Annotated in this window: 14 protein-coding genes; 5 read left to right on the plus strand and 9 right to left on the minus strand. The window is 39.1% G+C overall.

Annotated features, from left to right (window positions below):
* Nucleotides 1-7 precede the first annotated feature (7 nt).
* A complete protein-coding gene (locus SK086_RS03380) occupies nt 8-925 on the plus strand; it encodes a PorP/SprF family type IX secretion system membrane protein (RefSeq protein ID WP_324689780.1) in 918 nt (305 codons plus the stop codon).
* 19 nt (nt 926-944) lie between these two features.
* Entirely contained in the window at nt 945-2813 is a 1869-nt protein-coding gene (locus SK086_RS03385; RefSeq protein ID WP_324689781.1) for an OmpA family protein, read from the plus strand.
* A 759-nt stretch (nt 2814-3572) separates the two neighbouring features.
* On the opposite strand, the gene SK086_RS03390 is transcribed toward SK086_RS03385, so the two are convergent.
* Both SK086_RS03390 and SK086_RS03395 read right to left on the minus strand, forming a co-directional pair.
* Nucleotides 3573-5081 carry a T9SS type A sorting domain-containing protein gene (locus SK086_RS03390; protein ID WP_324689783.1) on the minus strand — a complete coding sequence of 503 codons (1509 nt, stop codon included), beginning with the start codon at nt 5079-5081 and terminating at the stop codon, nt 3573-3575.
* A 200-nt stretch (nt 5082-5281) separates the two neighbouring features.
* Nucleotides 5282-8485 carry a reprolysin-like metallopeptidase gene (locus SK086_RS03395; RefSeq protein ID WP_324689785.1) on the minus strand — a complete coding sequence of 1068 codons (3204 nt, stop codon included), beginning with the start codon at nt 8483-8485 and terminating at the stop codon, nt 5282-5284.
* A 214-nt stretch (nt 8486-8699) separates the two neighbouring features.
* Between SK086_RS03395 and SK086_RS03400 the strand changes: the two genes are divergently transcribed.
* Nucleotides 8700-9815 (plus strand): NAD(P)/FAD-dependent oxidoreductase, encoded by a 1116-nt coding sequence (locus SK086_RS03400; RefSeq protein ID WP_324689786.1) that lies wholly within the window; start codon nt 8700-8702, stop codon nt 9813-9815.
* Nucleotides 9816-9818: 3 nt separating this feature from the next.
* Entirely contained in the window at nt 9819-10499 is a 681-nt protein-coding gene (gene mtgA, locus SK086_RS03405) for a monofunctional biosynthetic peptidoglycan transglycosylase (RefSeq protein WP_290876069.1), read from the plus strand.
* A gap of 49 nt (nt 10500-10548) precedes the next feature.
* Here the strand turns inward: mtgA and SK086_RS03410 are convergent, their stop codons facing one another.
* Entirely contained in the window at nt 10549-10923 is a 375-nt protein-coding gene (locus tag SK086_RS03410; protein ID WP_290876067.1) for a DoxX protein, read from the minus strand.
* A gap of 181 nt (nt 10924-11104) precedes the next feature.
* Between SK086_RS03410 and SK086_RS03415 the strand changes: the two genes are divergently transcribed.
* Nucleotides 11105-11905, plus strand: a complete 801-nt coding sequence (locus tag SK086_RS03415; RefSeq protein WP_324689787.1) for a TIGR00266 family protein — start codon at nt 11105-11107, stop codon at nt 11903-11905.
* Between the two features lie 32 nt (nt 11906-11937).
* Here the strand turns inward: SK086_RS03415 and SK086_RS03420 are convergent, their stop codons facing one another.
* From SK086_RS03420 to SK086_RS03445, 6 genes are all read right to left on the minus strand, one after another.
* Complete coding sequence (locus SK086_RS03420) at nt 11938-14175, minus strand: TonB-dependent receptor (RefSeq protein WP_324689789.1); 2238 nt, start codon at nt 14173-14175, stop codon at nt 11938-11940.
* Between the two features lie 59 nt (nt 14176-14234).
* Nucleotides 14235-14588: a hypothetical protein gene (locus tag SK086_RS03425; RefSeq protein WP_324689791.1), complete on the minus strand. Its 354-nt coding sequence runs from the start codon at nt 14586-14588 to the stop codon at nt 14235-14237.
* A 175-nt stretch (nt 14589-14763) separates the two neighbouring features.
* Entirely contained in the window at nt 14764-15753 is a 990-nt protein-coding gene (locus SK086_RS03430) for an aspartate-semialdehyde dehydrogenase (RefSeq protein ID WP_324689793.1), read from the minus strand.
* Nucleotides 15754-15922: 169 nt separating this feature from the next.
* Nucleotides 15923-16300 (minus strand): large conductance mechanosensitive channel protein MscL, encoded by a 378-nt coding sequence (gene mscL / locus SK086_RS03435; RefSeq protein ID WP_324689795.1) that lies wholly within the window; start codon nt 16298-16300, stop codon nt 15923-15925.
* A 72-nt stretch (nt 16301-16372) separates the two neighbouring features.
* A complete protein-coding gene (locus SK086_RS03440; protein ID WP_324689797.1) occupies nt 16373-18817 on the minus strand; it encodes a bifunctional UDP-N-acetylmuramoyl-tripeptide:D-alanyl-D-alanine ligase/alanine racemase in 2445 nt (814 codons plus the stop codon).
* A gap of 22 nt (nt 18818-18839) precedes the next feature.
* Nucleotides 18840-19475: a thymidine kinase gene (locus SK086_RS03445; protein ID WP_290876053.1), complete on the minus strand. Its 636-nt coding sequence runs from the start codon at nt 19473-19475 to the stop codon at nt 18840-18842.
* Nucleotides 19476-19648: the final 173 nt, after the last annotated feature.

Genomic DNA, 19648 nt, shown 5'->3' on the forward strand with positions numbered 1-19648 from the left:
AAACAAAATGAAGAAAATATATTTCATTGCACTACTAGCTTTTGGTTTAACAGAGTTAAACGCACAGCAAGATCCTCATTACACTCAGTACATGTACAACATGAGTGTAATGAATCCGGCCTACGCCGGTTCGAAAGAAGCTGTTTCGGGCGGTGTTCTCTATCGCAAACAATGGGTTGAGATAGAAGACGCTCCAACCACCGGAACCTTCTTTATCCACAGTCCTGTTGGAAGAAACGTTGGTTTAGGACTTTCTGTTATTTCAGATAAAATCGGACCAGTTGAAGAAAATAACTTTTATGCGGACTTCTCCTATACTTTAAATTTAGGAGGAGAACATCGCTTGGCATTCGGATTAAAAGCCGGGTTCACGATGCATAAAATCGACTTCAACACTATTTATCCAACCTTACCGGATTTAGGAGATGATGTTTTTGGATCAGGTAATCCTAACGAGACTTTCTTAAACATAGGTTCGGGATTGTTCTATTACACTGATAAATACTATGTGGCTTTCTCTGTGCCAAACATGCTTAAGTCTAAATATTTAGATTTTGACGGAAGAGAATACGGAACAGAAGAACTTCATTATTTCTTAACAGGAGGTTACGTATTTGATATCAATCCGAATTTAAAATTCAAGCCTTTTGCTATGATTAAATCATCGCTTAATGCTCCTACCTCAGTAGATTTATCAACCAATTTTTTACTTTACGATAAGTTAGAATTAGGTGCAACTTACAGATTGGAAGACTCTTTCGGAGCTATGGTCAATTTTGCAGTAACACCGTCTTTGAGAATCGGATATGCTTACGACCACATTGTTTCCGATTTGAATGTGGTAACTCCGGCATCTCACGAGGTGATGTTGTTATTTGATTTGAATTTCCCGAAAAAAGTATCACGTTCACCAAGATATTTCTAACCTATAAAGAATCTTAAAAATGAAAAATCTATATATATCCTTAAGTTTTGTAGCCCTAAGTTTTTCTCTTTCGGCTCAAAATAAAGATACCAAAGCTGCCGATAAGTTATTTGCCAGATTCGAATACGTGGATGCTGCCAAGGCTTATCAGAAATTGGTAGAGAATGGTAAAGGCGATGCTTATGTTTACAAGCAATTGGCTGATGCTAACTACAATATGTTTAACTCAACGGAAGCCGTAAAATGGTATGCCAAAGCCACTGAAAGTGATCAGGATGCTGAAACCTACTATCGTTACGCCCAAATGTTGAAAGCCAACGGTAAATACGAAGAAGCCAACAAGCAAATGCAAAAGTTTGCTGCTGCTGCTCCTAGTGACAACCGTGCTAAAGCGTTCAAGGAAAATCCTAACTATATTCCAAGATTATTGGATAAAACCAAATTGTACAATGTAAATGCTTCTGATATCAGTAGTGATAAATCGGACTTTGCAGCCGTATTGTATGATAACAGTTTATACTTTGCCAGTGCCCGCAATGGTGCTCGTAAAAACTACGGATGGACGGATGAACCTTTCTTAGACATTTACAAAGCGGATTACAATGCCGACGGAACTATTACTAATGCGGCAACGGTAACCGAATTGAACTCTAAATGGCACGACGGACCTATCACAATCAGTGCTGATGGGAATACGGCTTACTTTGCCAGCGAGAGTTACAAAGAAAAAGAGTTCGAGAAAGACAAAAAGAATAATGCTCGTTTCAGCCAAATTTATTTGTTCAAGGCTACTAAAGCCGGAAGTTCTTGGGGTGATATCACCGAGTTGCCGTTCAACGACAAAACGTTTTCCAACAGTAACCCTAGTTTAAGCCGCGACGGTAAAACGTTATACTTCTCCTCTAACAGACCCGGAAGTGTTGGTGGTGTTGATATCTGGAAAGTAGCCATTAATGAAGATGGGACTTACGGAGAACCTCAAAACTTAGGGAACAAAGTGAATACAGAAGGCAACGAAAGTTTCCCTTTTATTGCTGATGACAACAAAACGTTATATTTCGCCTCAAGCGGAAAACAAGGTTTTGGTGGTTTAGACGTGTATCAAATCGACTTGTCTAACGGTTCAGAAGCCGTTAACTTAGGCAAACCGGTGAACACAGAAAAAGACGATTTTGCTTTTACTTTTAACGAGTCTAAGAAAGTTGGTTTCTTATCGTCTAACAGAGGCGGAAACGACGATATTTTCGCTGTTAGTCCAATTTGTGGTGTAGATGTTATGATTGTGGTTACCGACGCTAAAACAGGCGCTATTTTAGCCAATGCCAGCGTATCTATTTTAGACGACAAGAAAAACGTAATCGCTACAGAAATGTCTAACGCTAATGGAGAAGTAAAATACCGTGTAGAATGTGATCGCCCTTATGTCGTTCAAGCTTCTAAAGACGGTTACGAAGGCAATTCATTTGCAGTTACTTCAAGCAAAGGCCCAACTGCTAAAGTGGATGCTGCCTTACAACCTATCGATGTAATTGTTACGGAAACAGAAATTATCTTAAAACCGATTTATTTTGAATACGACAAAAGCAACATCACTCAAGAAGGTGCGTTTGAGTTAGATAAATTAGTTCAAGTAATGAAGAATAACGACAAAATGGTCATCTTGACTAAGTCGCATACCGATAACAGAGGTACTGATAAATACAACTTAAGATTGTCAGACAGACGAGCTAAAGCTACTGCACAATACATTATCTCTAAAGGAATCGATCCTAGTCGTATTTCGGCTAAAGGAATGGGAGAGTTAGAGCCTAAAGTAGATTGTGGTGCTGATTGTACTGAAGAGCAACACGCTCAAAACAGACGCTCAGAATTCTTGATTGTGAAGTAATATACTATCCATTATAAAAAAAGCCCAAGCAATACTGTTTGGGCTTTTTTATTTCTTTCTATTTGTGGTGATTAATGATTTTATTTCTTTCCCAGCTGTCTTATCAAAGTTTGCGGTGGCCAATTATTGGTTTCATTTTGAACACAGAATGCACTTTGTTTTAGTAAAGATGAAATATGATTTACCAATTTTCATACTAACTAGTCTAAACTGATTGGCAAATATAAATGCGATAGAACTGTGCAACGTTACTTTAGGCGAAAAGGCTGACGCATTATTAAACTTACATCAATAGTTCAAAGAAGTTTTCCTTTTGTTAAGTGTAGACACTCTAAACCTTATTTATTTAAATTTAACCGCTAATCCTTTTGTAATTGTTAAGTAATAGAAAAACAATATGCATAATCCCGCTAGGGTTGATCTTGTCAATATGAATAGACAAATCCAATAATCCCGCTAGGGATGTTATCTCGGTAAAGATGCACAACTAATCCCAAAATCCCTTTAGGGATGAAATAATCAATGCCCAACGCAATGGAATATAACCCTACTGATTTATAAAAGTCAAAATACAACAAGTCTTAATTCTTTCGTAGTCGCTACGCTTGTGAACAGTGAAAACTCCTCCAAAAGAAGCCTTTGCTATTGTAGTATAAAGCAAGAATACGGACAGCGTAAATGCCCAAAAGTCAAGTTCATATAAAATAAAAAACCACTCCTTTTGAGAGTGGTCTTTTGCAACATAAAGTTTTGGTTAGGTTATTCTTTAATAAAATGTCTGGTGTTAGTAGCAGTTCCGCTGGTGATTTCAATTAAATAAGCACCGGCTTTTAACGAATCTACATAAACAGCATTGTTTTCAATTTTGCCTTTAGCCAATTCTTGTCCCATTAAGTTGAATACTCTATAGGTTGCGGCTTCTTCTAAATTAGCAATGTTTAGTATATCGCCTTTTATAGGGTTTGGATATAATTTCAAAGGTTGAGAGATAAACTCTTCATTAGTCAAAGTCCCTAAATTAATTTTGATCAATCCAACGCATCCAAGAGAATAATCTTCACTGTCTGTAAATCCACTAGCTACTATTTTGTTATCGTTTGAAATTAAAACAGTTGAACTGAAAGAAATATGATTATCAATTATTGACGTTATTACTTTCCCGTCATCATTAAAAGTATTGTCATAACTACCATTTGGCAAATATCTAGCAACTATTGTTTCACCGGCTGCTGAGCCTGAGACAATAATTTTACCATCAACTTGGGTGGCTAATCCATAACCGGAGTATTCACCTAAATTAATAACTACTCCATTGCTGCCAAAATTTAAATCGAGATTACCATTGCTGGTATATTGTACTAACATATTTCCTCCCTCACTAAAAGCACCATACAAATTAAAGATTCCTTGAATCAAAAGATTTCCATTAGGTAATGCTTTTATATTTCTTGCATCGTCACTAATTCCGGTTTCAATTATCGTCTCAGCCTTGCCGTTTATTCCAAAACTGGAATCTAGACTTCCATCTTCATTATATTGTGCTAAAACAATATTCTGGATACCATTATTTACTCTGTTTCCTAAGGCTATAATTTTTCCATTTGACAATAAATCTAAACTTTTAATTGCGCTCTCATTCCCGGGAGATATTATCGTAACAACCATCCCATTTGTTCCAAATGAGGGATCCATTTGGCCGGTTGGTAGTAGCCTCACAAGGCAGAAACCACCATCAACACTACCAAAACTTCCACCAATTAATATCTTTCCGTCTGTTTGTATCTTAACTGCGTAGGCAAAATCGTATGGTGATCCCAACTCAAGATTTAATTTACCATTAACACCAAAATTAGTGTCTGGGGAACCATTCGAATTCAATCTGATAACCATTAGGTTATGATCTCCTGAAAAAGAGGTGAAATTTCCAACTAAAATTATTTTGCCATCATTTTGCAAAGCAGAACTATAGCAAAGACTATTGGCCTCGGTTGTTAAATTAGTAGCAATAACGACAATTCCATCATTCCCAAAACTACTGTCAATAGTTCCATCGCTATTTACTCTACAAGCAAAACTAGTATTATATTCTTTTAAGCCGGTAATAATAATTTTACCGTCATTTTGTAATATTGAATTATTTGCAATGGAGTTTGTGTCAAAACAGAATATTGCTTTTCCATCACCACTAAATGACAAATCTGTTGTTCCTGCTTGAGCAAAAATTAAAAATGGACACATCATTACAATGCTAAATATTCTCATGTTCATTTTTTAATGAAGTTATCTCAAAGCTTTCTTAATATCAAAGATAACATAAAACAATCGCACTTTGAAAGATTTGATATCCTAATAGGATCTTGCCTTAAAACAAGATTACTTGCAACATAAATGCCCAAAAGTCAGTTCATATAAAATAAAAAACCACTCCTTGTGAGAGTGGTCTTTAGCATTATAAAGTTTTGGTTAGGTTATTCTTTAATAAAACGTTTGGTGTTAGTAGCATTTCCGCTGGTGATTTCAATTAAATAAGCACCGGTTTTTAACGAACCTACATAAACCGCATTGTTTTCAATTTTGCCTTTAGCCAATTCTTGTCCCATTAAGTTGAAAACTCTATAGGTTGCGGCTTCATCTAAATTAGCAATGTTTAACATATCGCCTTTTACAGGGTTTGGATATACATTGAACGCAAGAGTAGCCACGTTAGCATCTTCAGGTCTGGCGGTAGCAGTAATGTTTACCGTATAATCTTCTACTTCACCATCTGCAAAAGTTTCACAAGAGGTAGGCGATGCATTGTATTTCATAGAAACACGCATTCTGGTAGTCCCTAATAATGCTGTAGTTGGTACTGTAAAACTTCTGGCAATTGGAGTTGTTTTGGTGCGAGTTACATTCACAACTTGTTCTCCCGAATCCAAGAAATCGCCATCTTTATTATAGTCAATCCAAACTCTGTAAGCTTCATTATAAACTGTTGCAGTCCACGTAGGCGTAATAGTAATAGTGTTGCTGGTTCCGCGAACTAAATTGGTTGATAAAGCAGTAAAGTTTCCATAACCACCATTGTTGCCCGATAAGTTGTTGATGCTGCCCAATTGTACACGATTGATGTATTCATCAGCGGTATTATTCCCGCGAGAAGTACAATAAGTCACAGAATTCACTAAAGTAGTTACGTTAACTGTGTTGCTAGCCACAGAAGCATTTCCGGCAGCATCTTTGGCAATTACGTAGAAAGTATAAGCAGTAGAAGCCGTTAAACCTGTAACAGCATAAGTAGTGGCAGCAGTAGACGCTAAGAAAGTGCCGTTGCGATACACGTCATAAGACGTTACCCCTACATTGTCAGTAGCACCTGTCCAAGATAAGTTTGTAGAAGAGGAAGTGGTTCCTGAAGCACTTAAAGTTGGTGCTGTTGGTGCTGTTGTATCAGGAGCTAAAGTCGTTACGTTTACAGTATTACTAGCAGGAGAAACATTTCCGGCAGCATCTTTAGCAATTACATAAAAACTGTAAGCTGTTGAAGCGGTTAATCCATTAGCTACAAAAGAAGTTGAAGCGGTTGAAGCTCTGAAAACACCATTTTGGTATACATCATAACCGGTTACTCCAATGTTATCGGTAGCGCCACTCCATGACAAGTTGGTTGAAGTAGTAGTAGTTCCCGAAGCACTTAAAGTAGCAGCAGTTGGAGCAGTTGTGTCCGGAGCCGAGTTGGTAATGGTAAAGTTAGCGTTAGAAACATCAAAGAAGATGTGGTTGGTTCCTTTTACCATGATACGGTTTGTAGTACCGGCTACATTAGGAATAGTTACCGCTTGTGTGCCGTCGTTAGGTGTTGCAGCCGCTAAAGTATAAGGATAAGTTAATCCGCCATCTGTAGATAATAAGATGTCAACATTAGCACAGTTAACTCCGTTAGCCGTTGTCCCTGCCACATTCCATGTTACGGTTTGAGAACTGTTCCCGGCATAAGTTACTGCGGTATTTGGTGCGCTTACGGTGAATGGACCGGCTGTAGCGTTAACCGTTACTATCATATCATCACTGTTATTGGCAGAACCACCGGCTCTGTTATCTCTAACTGTCAAGCGGAAATTCATGGTTCTGGCTACAGAAGGCAAAGCTTCAACTGTAATTTCTGTGCCGGCTGTAGTAGTAGCTCCTGCTAAAACCGATTGAAGACGAGGGAAATATCTAACCGGTAAAGAAGATGAGTTGTAAGAACGGAAAGTTGGACCACTGGTTCTGGTTGCACTGGCCGCTGAACTCGTTCCTGTTGCTGTACTGGCTGCATTGTCAAATTGCTCCCAGTTGTAAGTTAAGGCATCGCCATTGGCATCTGAACCGGAACCGGTTAACACAAACGGTGTGCTTTTAGGAATTGTATAGTCCAAACCGGCATTGGCAGTAGGGACTGAATTTCCGGTAGCCGTGTTGGTTTGACAAGTTTTAGCTTTAATGTTATTGGTTACTTGTTGGATACTGATAGCATGGAAATAAGCGTCAGAGTGCGGTTGTACGTCTTGCGCTGTAATTCCGGCATATCCCATAATAGTTGAACCACTTCCCGGCTCCATATTGGCTCCGGTGCCTTCATTACTCATAGAGAAAGTGTGGTTTGCTCCAAATTGGTGGCCTAATTCGTGTGCTACATAATCGATATCGAAATTATCTCCTGATGGAATGCCATCGGCCGGCGAAGTGTATCCGCTACCTTTTGAACCGTTAACACAAACACATCCGATACAGCCTGCATTTCCACCACCACCGGTAGCGCCAAATAAATGACCTACGTCGTAGTTGGCTTCTCCGATAACACTGGTTAATGTAGATTGTAATTGTGCATTCCATTGTGACATACTTGCAGCAGCAGCGTAGGGATCAGTAGAAGCACTGGTGTAAATAACCAAATCTGTATTGGCAATAATTACCATTCTTACTCCGAAATCTTTTTCAAAAACACCGTTACATCTGGTAATAGAGTTGTTGATAGCAGCCAAAGCCAAGGCTTTAGTTCCGCCAAAATACGCAGTATATTCACCTGTACAAGACATGGCCAAACGGAAAGTTCTCAAAGTACTGTCGTCTGCATTTGGTCTTAAAGTGCTTGGGTCTACTTGCGGCACTACATCGTCAATTACAGAACATTCAAAAGCCGATAAAGAACGGGCTTTGTCTGATTTTCTATAAACTGTATAAGTAGTTAAATCTTGTGAAATCGGCTCAATAAAAACCGCAGCCTTATCGGCACTCAATGTCATCGCTTTAAATCCTAACGGCGATACACTGAAATAAGAAGTAGCAGTCGGATTGTCAATACCAATACCGATGTAAGACTTAATTTCAGGGTAACGGGCTGCTAAAGCCGGATCCAATACCGGATTTTCATAAACATTAAAACTTTCTAATACGCCGTTTTCATTCGGAATTGACAAGGTTATCCCATTGCGTCTTGCTTCACCGAAACGCTGTGGCGCATTCGACAAAACCGTTCTGAGCTGGTCTAAATTCAAAGTGAAAAGATTTTTTTCCGGCAATACCATTCTGCTTTCCAGCGGAATCATATCACTCTTTTTCGTTGTGGTGTTCCAAAGCGATCTCCCGGATTGAGAAAAAGCTATGCTGCTGAAGGTCAGTAGCGCAACAGTGAGTAATTTGTATTTCATAAATATTCAATTTGGTTAAATAGTAGGTCAAAATTATAACTATTTTTTACACGACAAGGGATAATATCACAAAACTGCTAACAAATCGATAAAGCGTAAGATTAGTTGTTATGAATAAGATAGAAAAATACTTAAAATGAAGAATAATTCGAAAAAATTTACCGTTACTTTCCATCACAATTTTGAAAAAAAGTATTTTTAGAAAAATTTTCAGATGAACTTAAGTTATTGGGAACTTAAACATTGGTTTGCCCAAGTCGATTTTACCATAGTTGGCAGCGGCATAGTAGGCTTGCATTGTGCATTAGCCTTGCGAGAGCGTTTTCCTCACAGTAAGATTTTAATCCTAGAAAAGGGAATTTTACCACAAGGCGCCAGTACTAAAAATGCCGGGTTTGCTTGTTTCGGTAGTCTTTCGGAGATTTTAGACGATTTGAAATCACACAGCGAAGAAGAAGTGATACAGTTGATTCAAAAGCGCTGGAGCGGATTACAATTGTTGCGCAAAAACTTAGGTGATGAAGCCATCGATTTTAAACCTTATGGTGGCTATGAGCTTTTTTTGAAATCAGATGAGCCTTCGTATAACGACTGTTTGCAACGACTTCCTTTCATCAACGACATCTTAAAACCTATCTTCAGAAACGAAGTGTTTTCCAAAGAGGTGGATCGTTTCGATTTTAGCGGCATACAAGAATACCTTATTTTTAATCCGTACGAAGCTCAAATCGATACCGGTAAAATGATGCAAGCTTTATTAAAGAAAGCCATTGCCAACGATATTTTGATCCTGAATCAAGTCGAAGTAACCGCATTCCAAGAAAAAAGTGATGGTGTTATGGTAACGGCTAACGATTTTAGTTTTGCAACTCGCAACTTATTGTTTGCTACTAACGGTTTTGCAGCCGAATTAACCAATAATCAGGTAAAACCGGCCAGAGCTCAGGTTTTAATCACCAATCCGATACCCGATTTGGATATCAAAGGGACGTTTCATCTGGAACAGGGCTATTATTATTTCAGAAATATCGATAACCGAATTTTGTTAGGCGGTGGTCGCAACCTCGATTTTGAAGGAGAAACAACAACCGAGTTCGCGCAAACCGAATTAATTCAGCAACGTTTGGAGGCTTTGTTAAAAGAAGTAATTTTGCCAAAGACCGAGTACACCATAGCCCATCGCTGGAGCGGCATTATGGGAATGGGTTCCTGTAAGCGACCTATCGTTGAACAATTGTCTACACACGTTTATTGCGGTGTGCGTTTGGGCGGTATGGGCGTAGCTATTGGAAGTTTAATAGGTCAGGAATTAGCCGATTTAGTCAAATAAAGTATGATAAAAAAGATATTACGTTGGGTTAAAAAAGCCATGCTTTGGTTTTTTGCGATTTCCATTTTATTGGTGATAGTGTTTAAATGGGTGCCGATACCGTTCACGCCTTTAATGGCTATTCGTGCCGTAGAAAACAAATGGGAAGGAAAAGACGCTGTATTGAGTCATGATTGGGTACCGTTAGAAGAGATTTCTCCCAATCTGCAAAAAGCCGTCATTGCCAGTGAAGACGGGAATTTTTTAAACCATTATGGTTTCGATTTTCAAGCGATGCAAAAAGCTTTTAAAAACAACCAAAAAGGGAAGCGCATTAAAGGAGGCAGTACTATCTCGCAACAAACGGCTAAGAATGTTTTTCTTTGGCAAGGTCGCAGCTATCTTCGAAAAGGATTAGAAGCCTATTTTACAGTGTTAATCGAACTTATCTGGGGGAAAGAACGCATTATGGAAGTGTACTTAAACAGCATCGAAATGGGGAAAGGTGTTTACGGCGCAGAAGAAGCTGCTAAACATTGGTACCGAAAATCAGCGGTGAATTTAACCAAAAGGGAAGCCGCCGGAATTGCCGCCATTTTGCCCAATCCACTAAAATACAAGGCCACCAATTCGTCTTCGTATATTGAAAGAAGAAAAGATAAAATCCTCCGCAATATGAGGCATGTAGGGAAATTAGAATATTAAAAAAAACCGTCTCGTAAATAGAGACGGTTTTTTATTTTGGAGAAAACTGCTAATAAAAAAGCGGTTTGTATTGTTGCCAATGCTTGTAAATCAAGATAACATTAAAGGCTAAAATGGCTACTGCCACCGGCAGTCCTGAAATTCCCAAAAACAGGTGGAATAACAAAATGTTGATGGAAATAGGTGCTAATAAAATCAAAGCAAAAGCAATCCATTTTTTCAACAACAACATCATTCCGATAATCATTTCCAAAACACCCAATACCGGGAAAATATACCCTGTGGCATTTAAAGAACTCATAAAATCACCGGCAGAACCGGTTGGAGCTTCCATTGGAATGAAGGTAAATAATTTGTTGGCGCCAAAAACCAATAGCGCTAAACCTAAAACTATTCTAATAATGGTGGTAAACATGGAATTCATAGGCAGCTAGTTTAATTAGTAATATGGTAAAAATAGCATTAAAAAATTAAAACTATGATATTGAAAAAGTTAAATTATTAACATATTGTCTTTTTTAAGTTTGATCTGTGATGGGTTTTATCGGTATTGTAACTTTTTTTAAAGACCATAAACTAATAAGGAAAAACCAAAAACATTGATTATGCAAGCACACGAAATTGATTACCATATTTATGGAGAAGAAATGCAATACGTAGAAATTGAACTCGATCCGCAAGAAATAGTGATCGCCGAAGCCGGAAGTTTTATGATGATGGATAACGGCATCACTATGGAAACTATTTTTGGCGATGGCTCCCAACAACAATCCGGTTTGTTCGACAAATTATTGTCCGCCGGAAAGCGTGTACTGACCGGAGAAAGTCTTTTTATGACAGCGTATATCAATCAAAATAATACCAAAAGCAAGGCTTGTTTTGCCTCGCCTTATCCCGGAAAAATTATTCCTATAGATTTATCGCAATTCAACGGCAAGTTTATTTGCCAAAAAGACGCTTTCCTCTGCGCTGCCAAAGGGGTTTCCGTTGGGATTGAATTTTCCAGAAAGTTAGGTCGCGGATTATTCGGTGGCGAAGGTTTCATCATGCAAAAAATTGAAGGCGATGGCATGGCTTTCGTTCACAGCGGCGGTACTTTGGCCAAAAGAGAATTGGCTCCAGGCGAAATCTTGAAAGTTGATACCGGTTGTATAGTGGGCTTTACTAAAGACGTGGATTACGATATCGAATTCATAGGAGGCATTAAAAATTCCTTATTCGGCGGCGAAGGTTTGTTTTACGCTACTTTGCGCGGTCCCGGAACGGTTTATGTGCAATCGTTGCCGTTTAGCCGTTTGGCAGACAGAATCATAGCTTCTGCACCAAAAGCCGGCGGAAGCGGCAGAGAAGAAGGTAGTTTGTTGGGTGGATTAGGCCGAATGTTAGATGGAGATAACCGATTTTAAACAAAAACGTCCCGAATTTTCGGGACGTTTTTTTATATCATAAAGTTGAGGCCTAATACTATATTGCGACCCATATTCGGAATGCCGTCAGCTTTTAACCTGGACAGATGGGAAACATAGCGTTTGTCGAAAATATTGTTGCCATTCAAATTCAGGTTGAAATGGGTTTTGCCAATATTTATCTTTCCGCCCAAACTTAAGTTTACCAAAGTGTAATCGTTGGTTTTGGTTTCAAAAGCACTGTAATTGTTTTGGTCAAAAACACTTTCTATGTTTACTGTGGCAAATCCTGCTGTCCACCAGTTTTTAATATTAAATTCTCCACGGAAAGTAGTATTCCAGCGGTTTGCCGGAATTAAAGGCAAAGCATCGCCGTTGTCTTTTTCGCCGATAACGGTTTCAAAACTGCTATACAAATGCAACCAATCTAACGGATGCGGATGAAAATGAATACCCGCTTCACCGCCATACAATCGGGCATTGGCCTGAACATAATCGTAAACATTATTCCCGTCAATCACACTGCCATTCGGACTAATATAGATGTAATCGTTGATGTGATTGTAAAAACCATTGGCAAACAATTCAAAATGCGAGCTTTTGTATTCCAAATTCAAATCAGTTTGTACGTTTTGCTCATTTTTTAAATCGGCATTTCCAATTTCGTAGCGATTGCTGCCTTCGTGCACACCGTTGGAGGTAAGTTCGGCTAAATTCGGTGCTCGAAATCCGGAAGCTATGTTCAAACGCATCGTTACATTTTCGGCGAAATTAGTTTTGTAACCCAACGAGGCATTGAAGCTGTTAAAATTTCTCTTTAGGGCTTCAAAATAACCTTCTTCGCCTACAAGGCCGTGGTTTTCCGTGGATATTTTTCGGTTGTCAAAACGCAAACCGGCTTGAATTACATTGCTTTTCCATTCGTAATTGGTTGTCCCGAAAACACCAAAATCATTCGTCAAGGCATTCGGAATTAATAATTCTTCGCCAAAATTGCGATTGGTTTGGTTCATTCCTTGTACGCCTACAATGGTTTCGAGTTTACCCAACTTAGGCAAATAATATTTCACATCGTAATTAAATGTAGCCAATTCCATGTGTAAAACCGCAACATTGCTGTCTTCAAATTCGCTGCGGTCGTTAAAAATATAACCCAAATCGGCATCGAGTTTGGAAGTTTTAAAATAAAAGGTATTGTGCAAACTTAGAATATGATTGTCTACGCCTTGACGCGGATAAAGCACATCTCTTCCTTTAGATTGTTCGGCACCCGAGGCAAAGCCGAACTGAGCGGAGCTAATGCCTTCTTCAGGTATACCTAAGTTTAGCTTGTTAAAGTTATATCGCAAAACACTCGAAAAAACAGAACTATTGTACCCAATGCCGGCTTTCAAATCGGTTTCGTTAAAACGAGTATTGGTAACCCTGTCGCCATCGGCAATTTGGTAATCGGCATGAGAGTTGTAGCTCCCGCGAACCAAAAATTTCCAGTGTTCCCCCGACGTTTTCAATCCCAAACTACTATTGCTACCCAAGGTGTTGGAAAATAACCTTTGACTAAAATCACCGCTCCAATCACCGCTATTGGCAAATTTTTCGGGATTGAAATACAAAACGCCTCCCAATGCATCCGATCCGTAAAGTAAGGAAGCCGGACCTTTAATTACTTCTACACTTTCTACACCGGCATCGTTTAAACCTAAGCCGTGTTCTTCCCCAAATTGTTGGTTTTCCAAGCGAACGCCTTGTGTGTATACTAAAACACGGTTGCCACTTAACCCACGGATAACAGGTTTTCCGATGGACGTACCGGTCGATACCTGTGAAACACCGGGAATGGTCGCCAAGCCTTCAATTAAAGTAGCAGCGCCTTTTTGTTGTAAGCTTTTGATGTTTTGGTGTTCGACTTTCATCACATTCTGCGATTGTATTTTGTTGAATGCCGTTGATACAATCACTTCATCCATATGAGTAATACTTGGTGCAAGTGAAATATTTACTGTAGTTTCCGATGTGATAACGCTTACGGATAGTATTTTGCGTTCGAAACCAACTAAAGAAAAGCTGATTTTAAAGTTTCCTTGCGGAATCGTATTTAAGGTGAAATTTCCGGTTTCGTTAGTGACTGTTTCTTTATGGATTTCGGGCAATGAAACGATAACGTTGGCTAATGGTTTTTGGTCGGCATCGGTTACGGTACCGATAATTTTATTTTGGGCTGTAGCCACGAAGGATATCCCTAAGGCTAGGATAAAATATATTGATTTCATATAAATTGATTTATTGTATTACATAACAGACCAAAGCGATTTTGGTCTTTAAAAACTATTTATACAATAAATTGCGGTGGCGCCCGAAGGGCAAAGAGTGATCCTCGAAACCCTTGGGTAATGGCTTTGGAATAAGAGAAAGTATAAGAAGTTACAACTTCTTTTTGTAGAAATTCAAAAGATTTTATTGCGTTTGGCGTGTAGCTGCTGAACGCAAATTCACAAACGAAACATTTTTCCAAACCGTCGTGACCATGTGTCAATTCGGTTTTGTGGTCGTGGTAAATATGATGGCATTTTTTTTCGGAGAATTGCTTGACCAAATGCTCCATGGAGTGAATAGATTGAAAGAATATTGCGAACAATATCATCAATCCCATCCAAGCATTGGTATAGCGTAATTTTTCCTTCATTGCTGCAAAAGTAAGGTAAGACCAAATAAAATAGGCCTGTTTTTAACAAATTTTAGCATTTGTAAAATACGAGGACCATTTTTTTCAATGAAAAAGCCACGAATTCCTCAAATTAGCACAAATTAATTCGTGGTAATTGGTGAAATTCGTGGCCAGTATCAGTAGCTCGACTTTATTAAACTAATTTATTCGCTACCAAATATTCGGCAATCTGAATGGTGTTGGTTGCGGCGCCTTTTCTCAAGTTGTCGGCTACAATCCACATGTTTACGGTGTTAGGCTGACTTTCATCACGGCGAATTCTGCCCACAAAAACATCGTCTTTTCCTTCGGCATACAAAGGCATCGGATAAGTATAAGTGTCCGTATTATCCTGAACGGTCACGCCATTAGTATGGTGTAATATTTTACGCAATTCGGTCACATCAAAATCATTAGTGAATTCGATATTTACTGTTTCACTGTGTCCGCCAACTACCGGAATGCGGACCGCAGTAGCCGTTACAGCGATGCTGTTATCGCTTAAGATTTTTTTGGTCTCACGCACCAATTTCATTTCTTCTTTGGTGTAATCGTTGTCTTCAAAAACATCACATTGCGGAATGGCATTGCGGTGGATTTGGTATTTATAAGCCATTTCTCCTTGAATGCCGGCGTATTCGTTTTCTAATTGTTGTACCGCTTTGACTCCGGTTCCGGTGATAGATTGGTAAGTGGAAACCACTACGCGTTTGATGTTGTATTTTTGATGTAAAGGCGCTAAAACCATCACCATTTGAATGGTGGAACAGTTAGGATTAGCGATAATTTTATCGGTTGGAGTTAATTCGTGGGCGTTGATTTCGGGAACGATTAATTTTTTAGTCGGATCCATTCGCCAAGCCGAAGAATTGTCGATTACTGTGGTGCCTGCTGCTGCAAATTTAGGAGCCCAATCCAAAGAGGTTTGGCCACCTGCCGAAAACAAAGCGATATCAGCTTTCATGTCGACGGCTGTTTGTAAGCCAACTACTTTGTATTTTTTGCCTTTGAATTCGATTTCTTTACCCACCGATTTTTCAGAAGCAACCGGAATTAATTCGGTTACAGGAAAATTTCTTTCTGCCAAAACTTTAAGCATCACTTCACCAACCATACCGGTGGCACCTACTACAGCAACTTTCATATGAATAGAATTAAGATTTTTTAAAAATTGAAATACAAAAGTAATCAGAAAACAAATGCTGTTTTTGTTTTTAAGGTGAAAATTTCGGAATTCGAAAACGACTCATTCCCAAAAAGAAAAACCGCCCCAATGACGAGGCGGATTAGTTAGAATATATAGTGTAACGGTACTACTTTTTAAGCAAGTCTCTAATTTGAGTCAGCAATTCTTCTTGTGTTGGACCAGCCGGAGCTGCCGGAGCCGCTTCTTCTTTTTTCTTCATGGAGTTGATCGCTTTAACCATAATGAAAATAACAAAGGCAATAACTAAAAAGCTGATAACTGCCGCCAAAAATTTACCATATAAAATTCCGTTGTCGGTTTTTAAGTCGGCTAAATTTTCTACTTGAGCAGCTTTCAAAGCCGGATTTAATAAGGCCGGTGTAATCACATCGGCAACTAAAGAGTTAACGATGGCGCCAAACGCAGCTCCAATGATTACTCCAACGGCTAAATCCATTGCATTTCCCTTTGCAATAAAATCTTTAAATTCTGATACCATTCCCATAATTTGTGTTTTTTTAGTTGATTAACAGTACTAAAATAGTTAAATTTTTGAAAAACCGAAAAGGGTTTTGAATTATTCTCGGAAGAACACTCTTTTCACGCGTTGTGAAATTCCGGTCAGGATTTCATAAGGTATGGTGTTTACAGCTTTAGCCATAAGGTTTACTGTTGGATTTTCTCCGAAAATAATTACTGATTGGCCTTCCTTGCAATCTATTTCAGTTACGTTCACCATTAGCATGTCCATGCAAACACTTCCTACAATTTTAGCTTCTTTACCATTGATAACCACATAGCCAACTTCATTGCCCCAACTTCTGCGAATACCGTCGGCGTAACCAATAGGAATCGTTGCGATTTTAGTGGTTTTATCAGCCATAAATCTTCGTCCGTAACCTACGCTTTCGCCGGCTTCTATAGTTCTGATTTGAGAGATAACCGATTTTAAAGTACCCACATTTTCCAAATATTTCTGCTCTTCTTCATCGTTGGAAATGCCGTACAAACCAATCCCTAAACGCACCATATCATACTGCGCATCGGGATAATTGGAAATACCGGAAGTGTTTAAAATATGTCGAATCGGTTTGATTTTTAACTCGCTTATCAGTTGAGTTGATAATTGTTCGAATAACGCAATTTGCGATTGGGCAAAGGCATCTTGTTTCAAATCGTCACTAGTGGCCAAATGCGATAAAATACTCTTGATTTGAACTGTTTCGTTGCCTTTTAGTATGGCAATTAACTCTGAAAGATGCTCTTCTTCAAAGCCCAAACGGTGCATGCCGGTATCGATTTTGAGATGAATCGGGAAGTGTTTGAGTTTCTTTTGCTCGGCTATTTTTAAAAAGGCTTTCAATCCTTTAATGGAATAGATTTCCGGCTCCAATTGGTGTTGGATAATCGCCGAAAAACTAGTGTTTTCCGGATTCATCACCATAATCGGCACATTGATTCCGGCACTTTTCAAGCTTATTCCTTCATCGGCAAAAGCCACGCCCAAATAATCCACTTTGTGGTGTTCGAGCAACTTGGCAATTTCAAATCCGCCGTTGCCGTAGCCAAAGGCTTTTACCATAACCATCAGCTTGGTTTTGGGTGCCAATTTCGATTTGAAGAAGTTCAGGTTGTGACTAATCGCGTTGAGGTTGATTTCCAATACCGTTTCATGCGTTTTCTCTTCCAACATCGAAACAATTTGTTCGAAGTGAAAATCGCGTGCGCCTTTAATCAGTATCGTTTCGTTTTCAAAATTCAAGCGGTCAAAAGCATTCATAAATTCGGCTACATTTTTAAAAGTAGTGCCGTTGATGAACTTGTTTTTGTACTGCGAAATGGTTTCGCCTATGCCAATAACGCGGTTGATTTTGTTCGAAATAATCAATTGTGAGACTTGTGAGTACAACTCATCGTTGTTCAATCCACTTTGGAAAATATCCGAGAGTATGATGGTTTTCTTTTTGTGTTGCTTTTGGTGTTCTAAAAAGTCGAGGGCAATTTTCAACGATTGGAAATCGGAGCTGTAACTGTCGTCGATAAGTGTACAATTATAGATTCCGTTTTTCACTTTCAAGCGCATTTCCACAGGATACAATTGTGCCATCCGGGTTTGAATTACTTTTGGATTGTAGCCGAAATACAACATCACCATCATACAATGAATGGCATTTTCAATAGAAGCTTGGTCCTGAAACGGGATCAGAATAGGGAACGTATCTTCTTTGTAAGTCACTTGCAATTCGGTTAAATCGCCCAAATTTTTCTTGGTAATGTAAACGTCCGCACTTTTGTTGTCGGAACACCAACTAAAAGTTTTTATTTTCGGATTGACAAAGGCTTGTATGGTTTTGTTTTTATTTAAAATCAGCACATTCACCGAAGTAAACAGCTTTAATTTTTCCTTGATTTTATCAGCTACGCTTGAAAAACCTTCGTCGTGCGCCGAACCGATATTGGACAGTATACCAATCGTTGGGCGAATGATTTTCTGCAGTTTTTCCATCTCGTGCATGGTTGAAATCCCCGCTTCGAATATCCCGAGATTATGCTTTTCTTTAATGCCCAAAATGGATAATGGAACGCCGACTTGCGAATTGTAACTTTTCGGGCTGCGGATAATGTTGTAATCCGGACTCAGTAAAAAGTTCAGCCATTCTTTAATGATAGTTTTTCCGTTGCTTCCGGTAATGCCGATGATTGGGAAATCGAATAAACTTCGGTAGTAAGCGGCAAATTTCTGCAACGCGTCCAAAGTATTTTCCACCACTAAAAAGTTGGCTTTACCGGTAACTGTTTCCGGAATATATGTTACTACAAAATGGCGAACCCCTTTATCAATCAGTTCGTTAATGTAAGTATGCCCGTCATTGTTAGGTCCGGATATGGCAAAAAACATCGTGTTTTCACCGTTTTGCAAAGAGCGGCTGTCGATGGATATAGAGTCGATTACCGCTACATCATTTTCACCAACCCAATGGGCTTTGAGGATGGGAATGATATTTCGTAAGGTTAGTGTCAAGGTGTTGGGATTTATTACTGCGTCAGTTTGCTACGCTCGGGTCTTCTGAAGACAAATGTTCAGGATCTTTAACTTCCATGTTTTCGCGCATCGCTTTAAAATAGGCAGCGCGACTCAAAGGTTCGTATTCTTCGGTCTCACCTAACAAAACCAACTTATCGCTGTCGGTTTTTCGGAAACTGTAATGGGCTAAATTTCCGGTTCGGGTGCAAACGGCATGCACTTTAGTAACGTATTCCGCCGTAGCCATCAGCGCCGGCATCGGCCCGAACGGATTGCCTTTAAAATCCATATCCAATCCCGCTACGATAACGCGAATACCCGAATTGGCCAAATCGTTGCAAACGGCAATAATCTCGTCATCAAAAAACTGGGCTTCGTCTATACCGACTACATCACAGCCTTGGGCTAAAATGCGGATGTTGGCTGCGGCGGGAACCGGAGTAGAGCGAATTTCGTTTTTGTTGTGCGAAACTACCATTTCTTCATCGTAGCGCGTGTCAATGGAAGGTTTGAAAATTTCCACTTTTTGTTTGGCAAACTGAGCGCGTTTCAATCGGCGTATCAATTCTTCGGTTTTGCCCGAGAACATGGAACCGCAAATGACTTCAATCCACCCAAATTGTTCTTTATGATTTACTGTATTTTCGAGAAACATTTTGTATTTTTCTTGCGCTAAAAATGAATAGTTTTTATTACTTTGTAACGAAAACCAATCGACTTGAATAATTGCTATTTTTACGTCGATTCAAATGTAGAAAAATTTTAATTATGGTTCCCGCTTCCCGAAGGTAAATAAATGTTTCGGAAGTGAATTTAAAAAACAGACCA

Source organism: Flavobacterium cheonhonense (assembly GCF_035671315.1).
Taxonomy (GTDB): domain Bacteria; phylum Bacteroidota; class Bacteroidia; order Flavobacteriales; family Flavobacteriaceae; genus Flavobacterium; species Flavobacterium cheonhonense.

Excerpts from the sequence above, each read along its gene's own strand:
- SK086_RS03380 (WP_324689780.1), top strand. The coding sequence starts at position 8 with ATGAAGAAAATATATTTCATTGCACTACTAGCTTTTGGTTTAACAGAG.
- SK086_RS03385 (WP_324689781.1), top strand. The coding sequence starts at position 945 with ATGAAAAATCTATATATATCCTTAAGTTTTGTAGCCCTAAGTTTTTCT.
- SK086_RS03390 (WP_324689783.1), bottom strand. The coding sequence starts at position 5,081 with ATGAACATGAGAATATTTAGCATTGTAATGATGTGTCCATTTTTAATT.
- SK086_RS03395 (WP_324689785.1), bottom strand. The coding sequence starts at position 8,485 with ATGAAATACAAATTACTCACTGTTGCGCTACTGACCTTCAGCAGCATA.
- SK086_RS03400 (WP_324689786.1), top strand. The coding sequence starts at position 8,700 with ATGAACTTAAGTTATTGGGAACTTAAACATTGGTTTGCCCAAGTCGAT.
- mtgA (WP_290876069.1), top strand. The coding sequence starts at position 9,819 with ATGATAAAAAAGATATTACGTTGGGTTAAAAAAGCCATGCTTTGGTTT.
- SK086_RS03410 (WP_290876067.1), bottom strand. The coding sequence starts at position 10,923 with ATGAATTCCATGTTTACCACCATTATTAGAATAGTTTTAGGTTTAGCG.
- SK086_RS03415 (WP_324689787.1), top strand. The coding sequence starts at position 11,105 with ATGCAAGCACACGAAATTGATTACCATATTTATGGAGAAGAAATGCAA.
- SK086_RS03420 (WP_324689789.1), bottom strand. The coding sequence starts at position 14,175 with ATGAAATCAATATATTTTATCCTAGCCTTAGGGATATCCTTCGTGGCT.
- SK086_RS03425 (WP_324689791.1), bottom strand. The coding sequence starts at position 14,588 with ATGAAGGAAAAATTACGCTATACCAATGCTTGGATGGGATTGATGATA.
- SK086_RS03430 (WP_324689793.1), bottom strand. The coding sequence starts at position 15,753 with ATGAAAGTTGCTGTAGTAGGTGCCACCGGTATGGTTGGTGAAGTGATG.
- mscL (WP_324689795.1), bottom strand. The coding sequence starts at position 16,300 with ATGGGAATGGTATCAGAATTTAAAGATTTTATTGCAAAGGGAAATGCA.
- SK086_RS03445 (WP_290876053.1), bottom strand. The coding sequence starts at position 19,475 with ATGTTTCTCGAAAATACAGTAAATCATAAAGAACAATTTGGGTGGATT.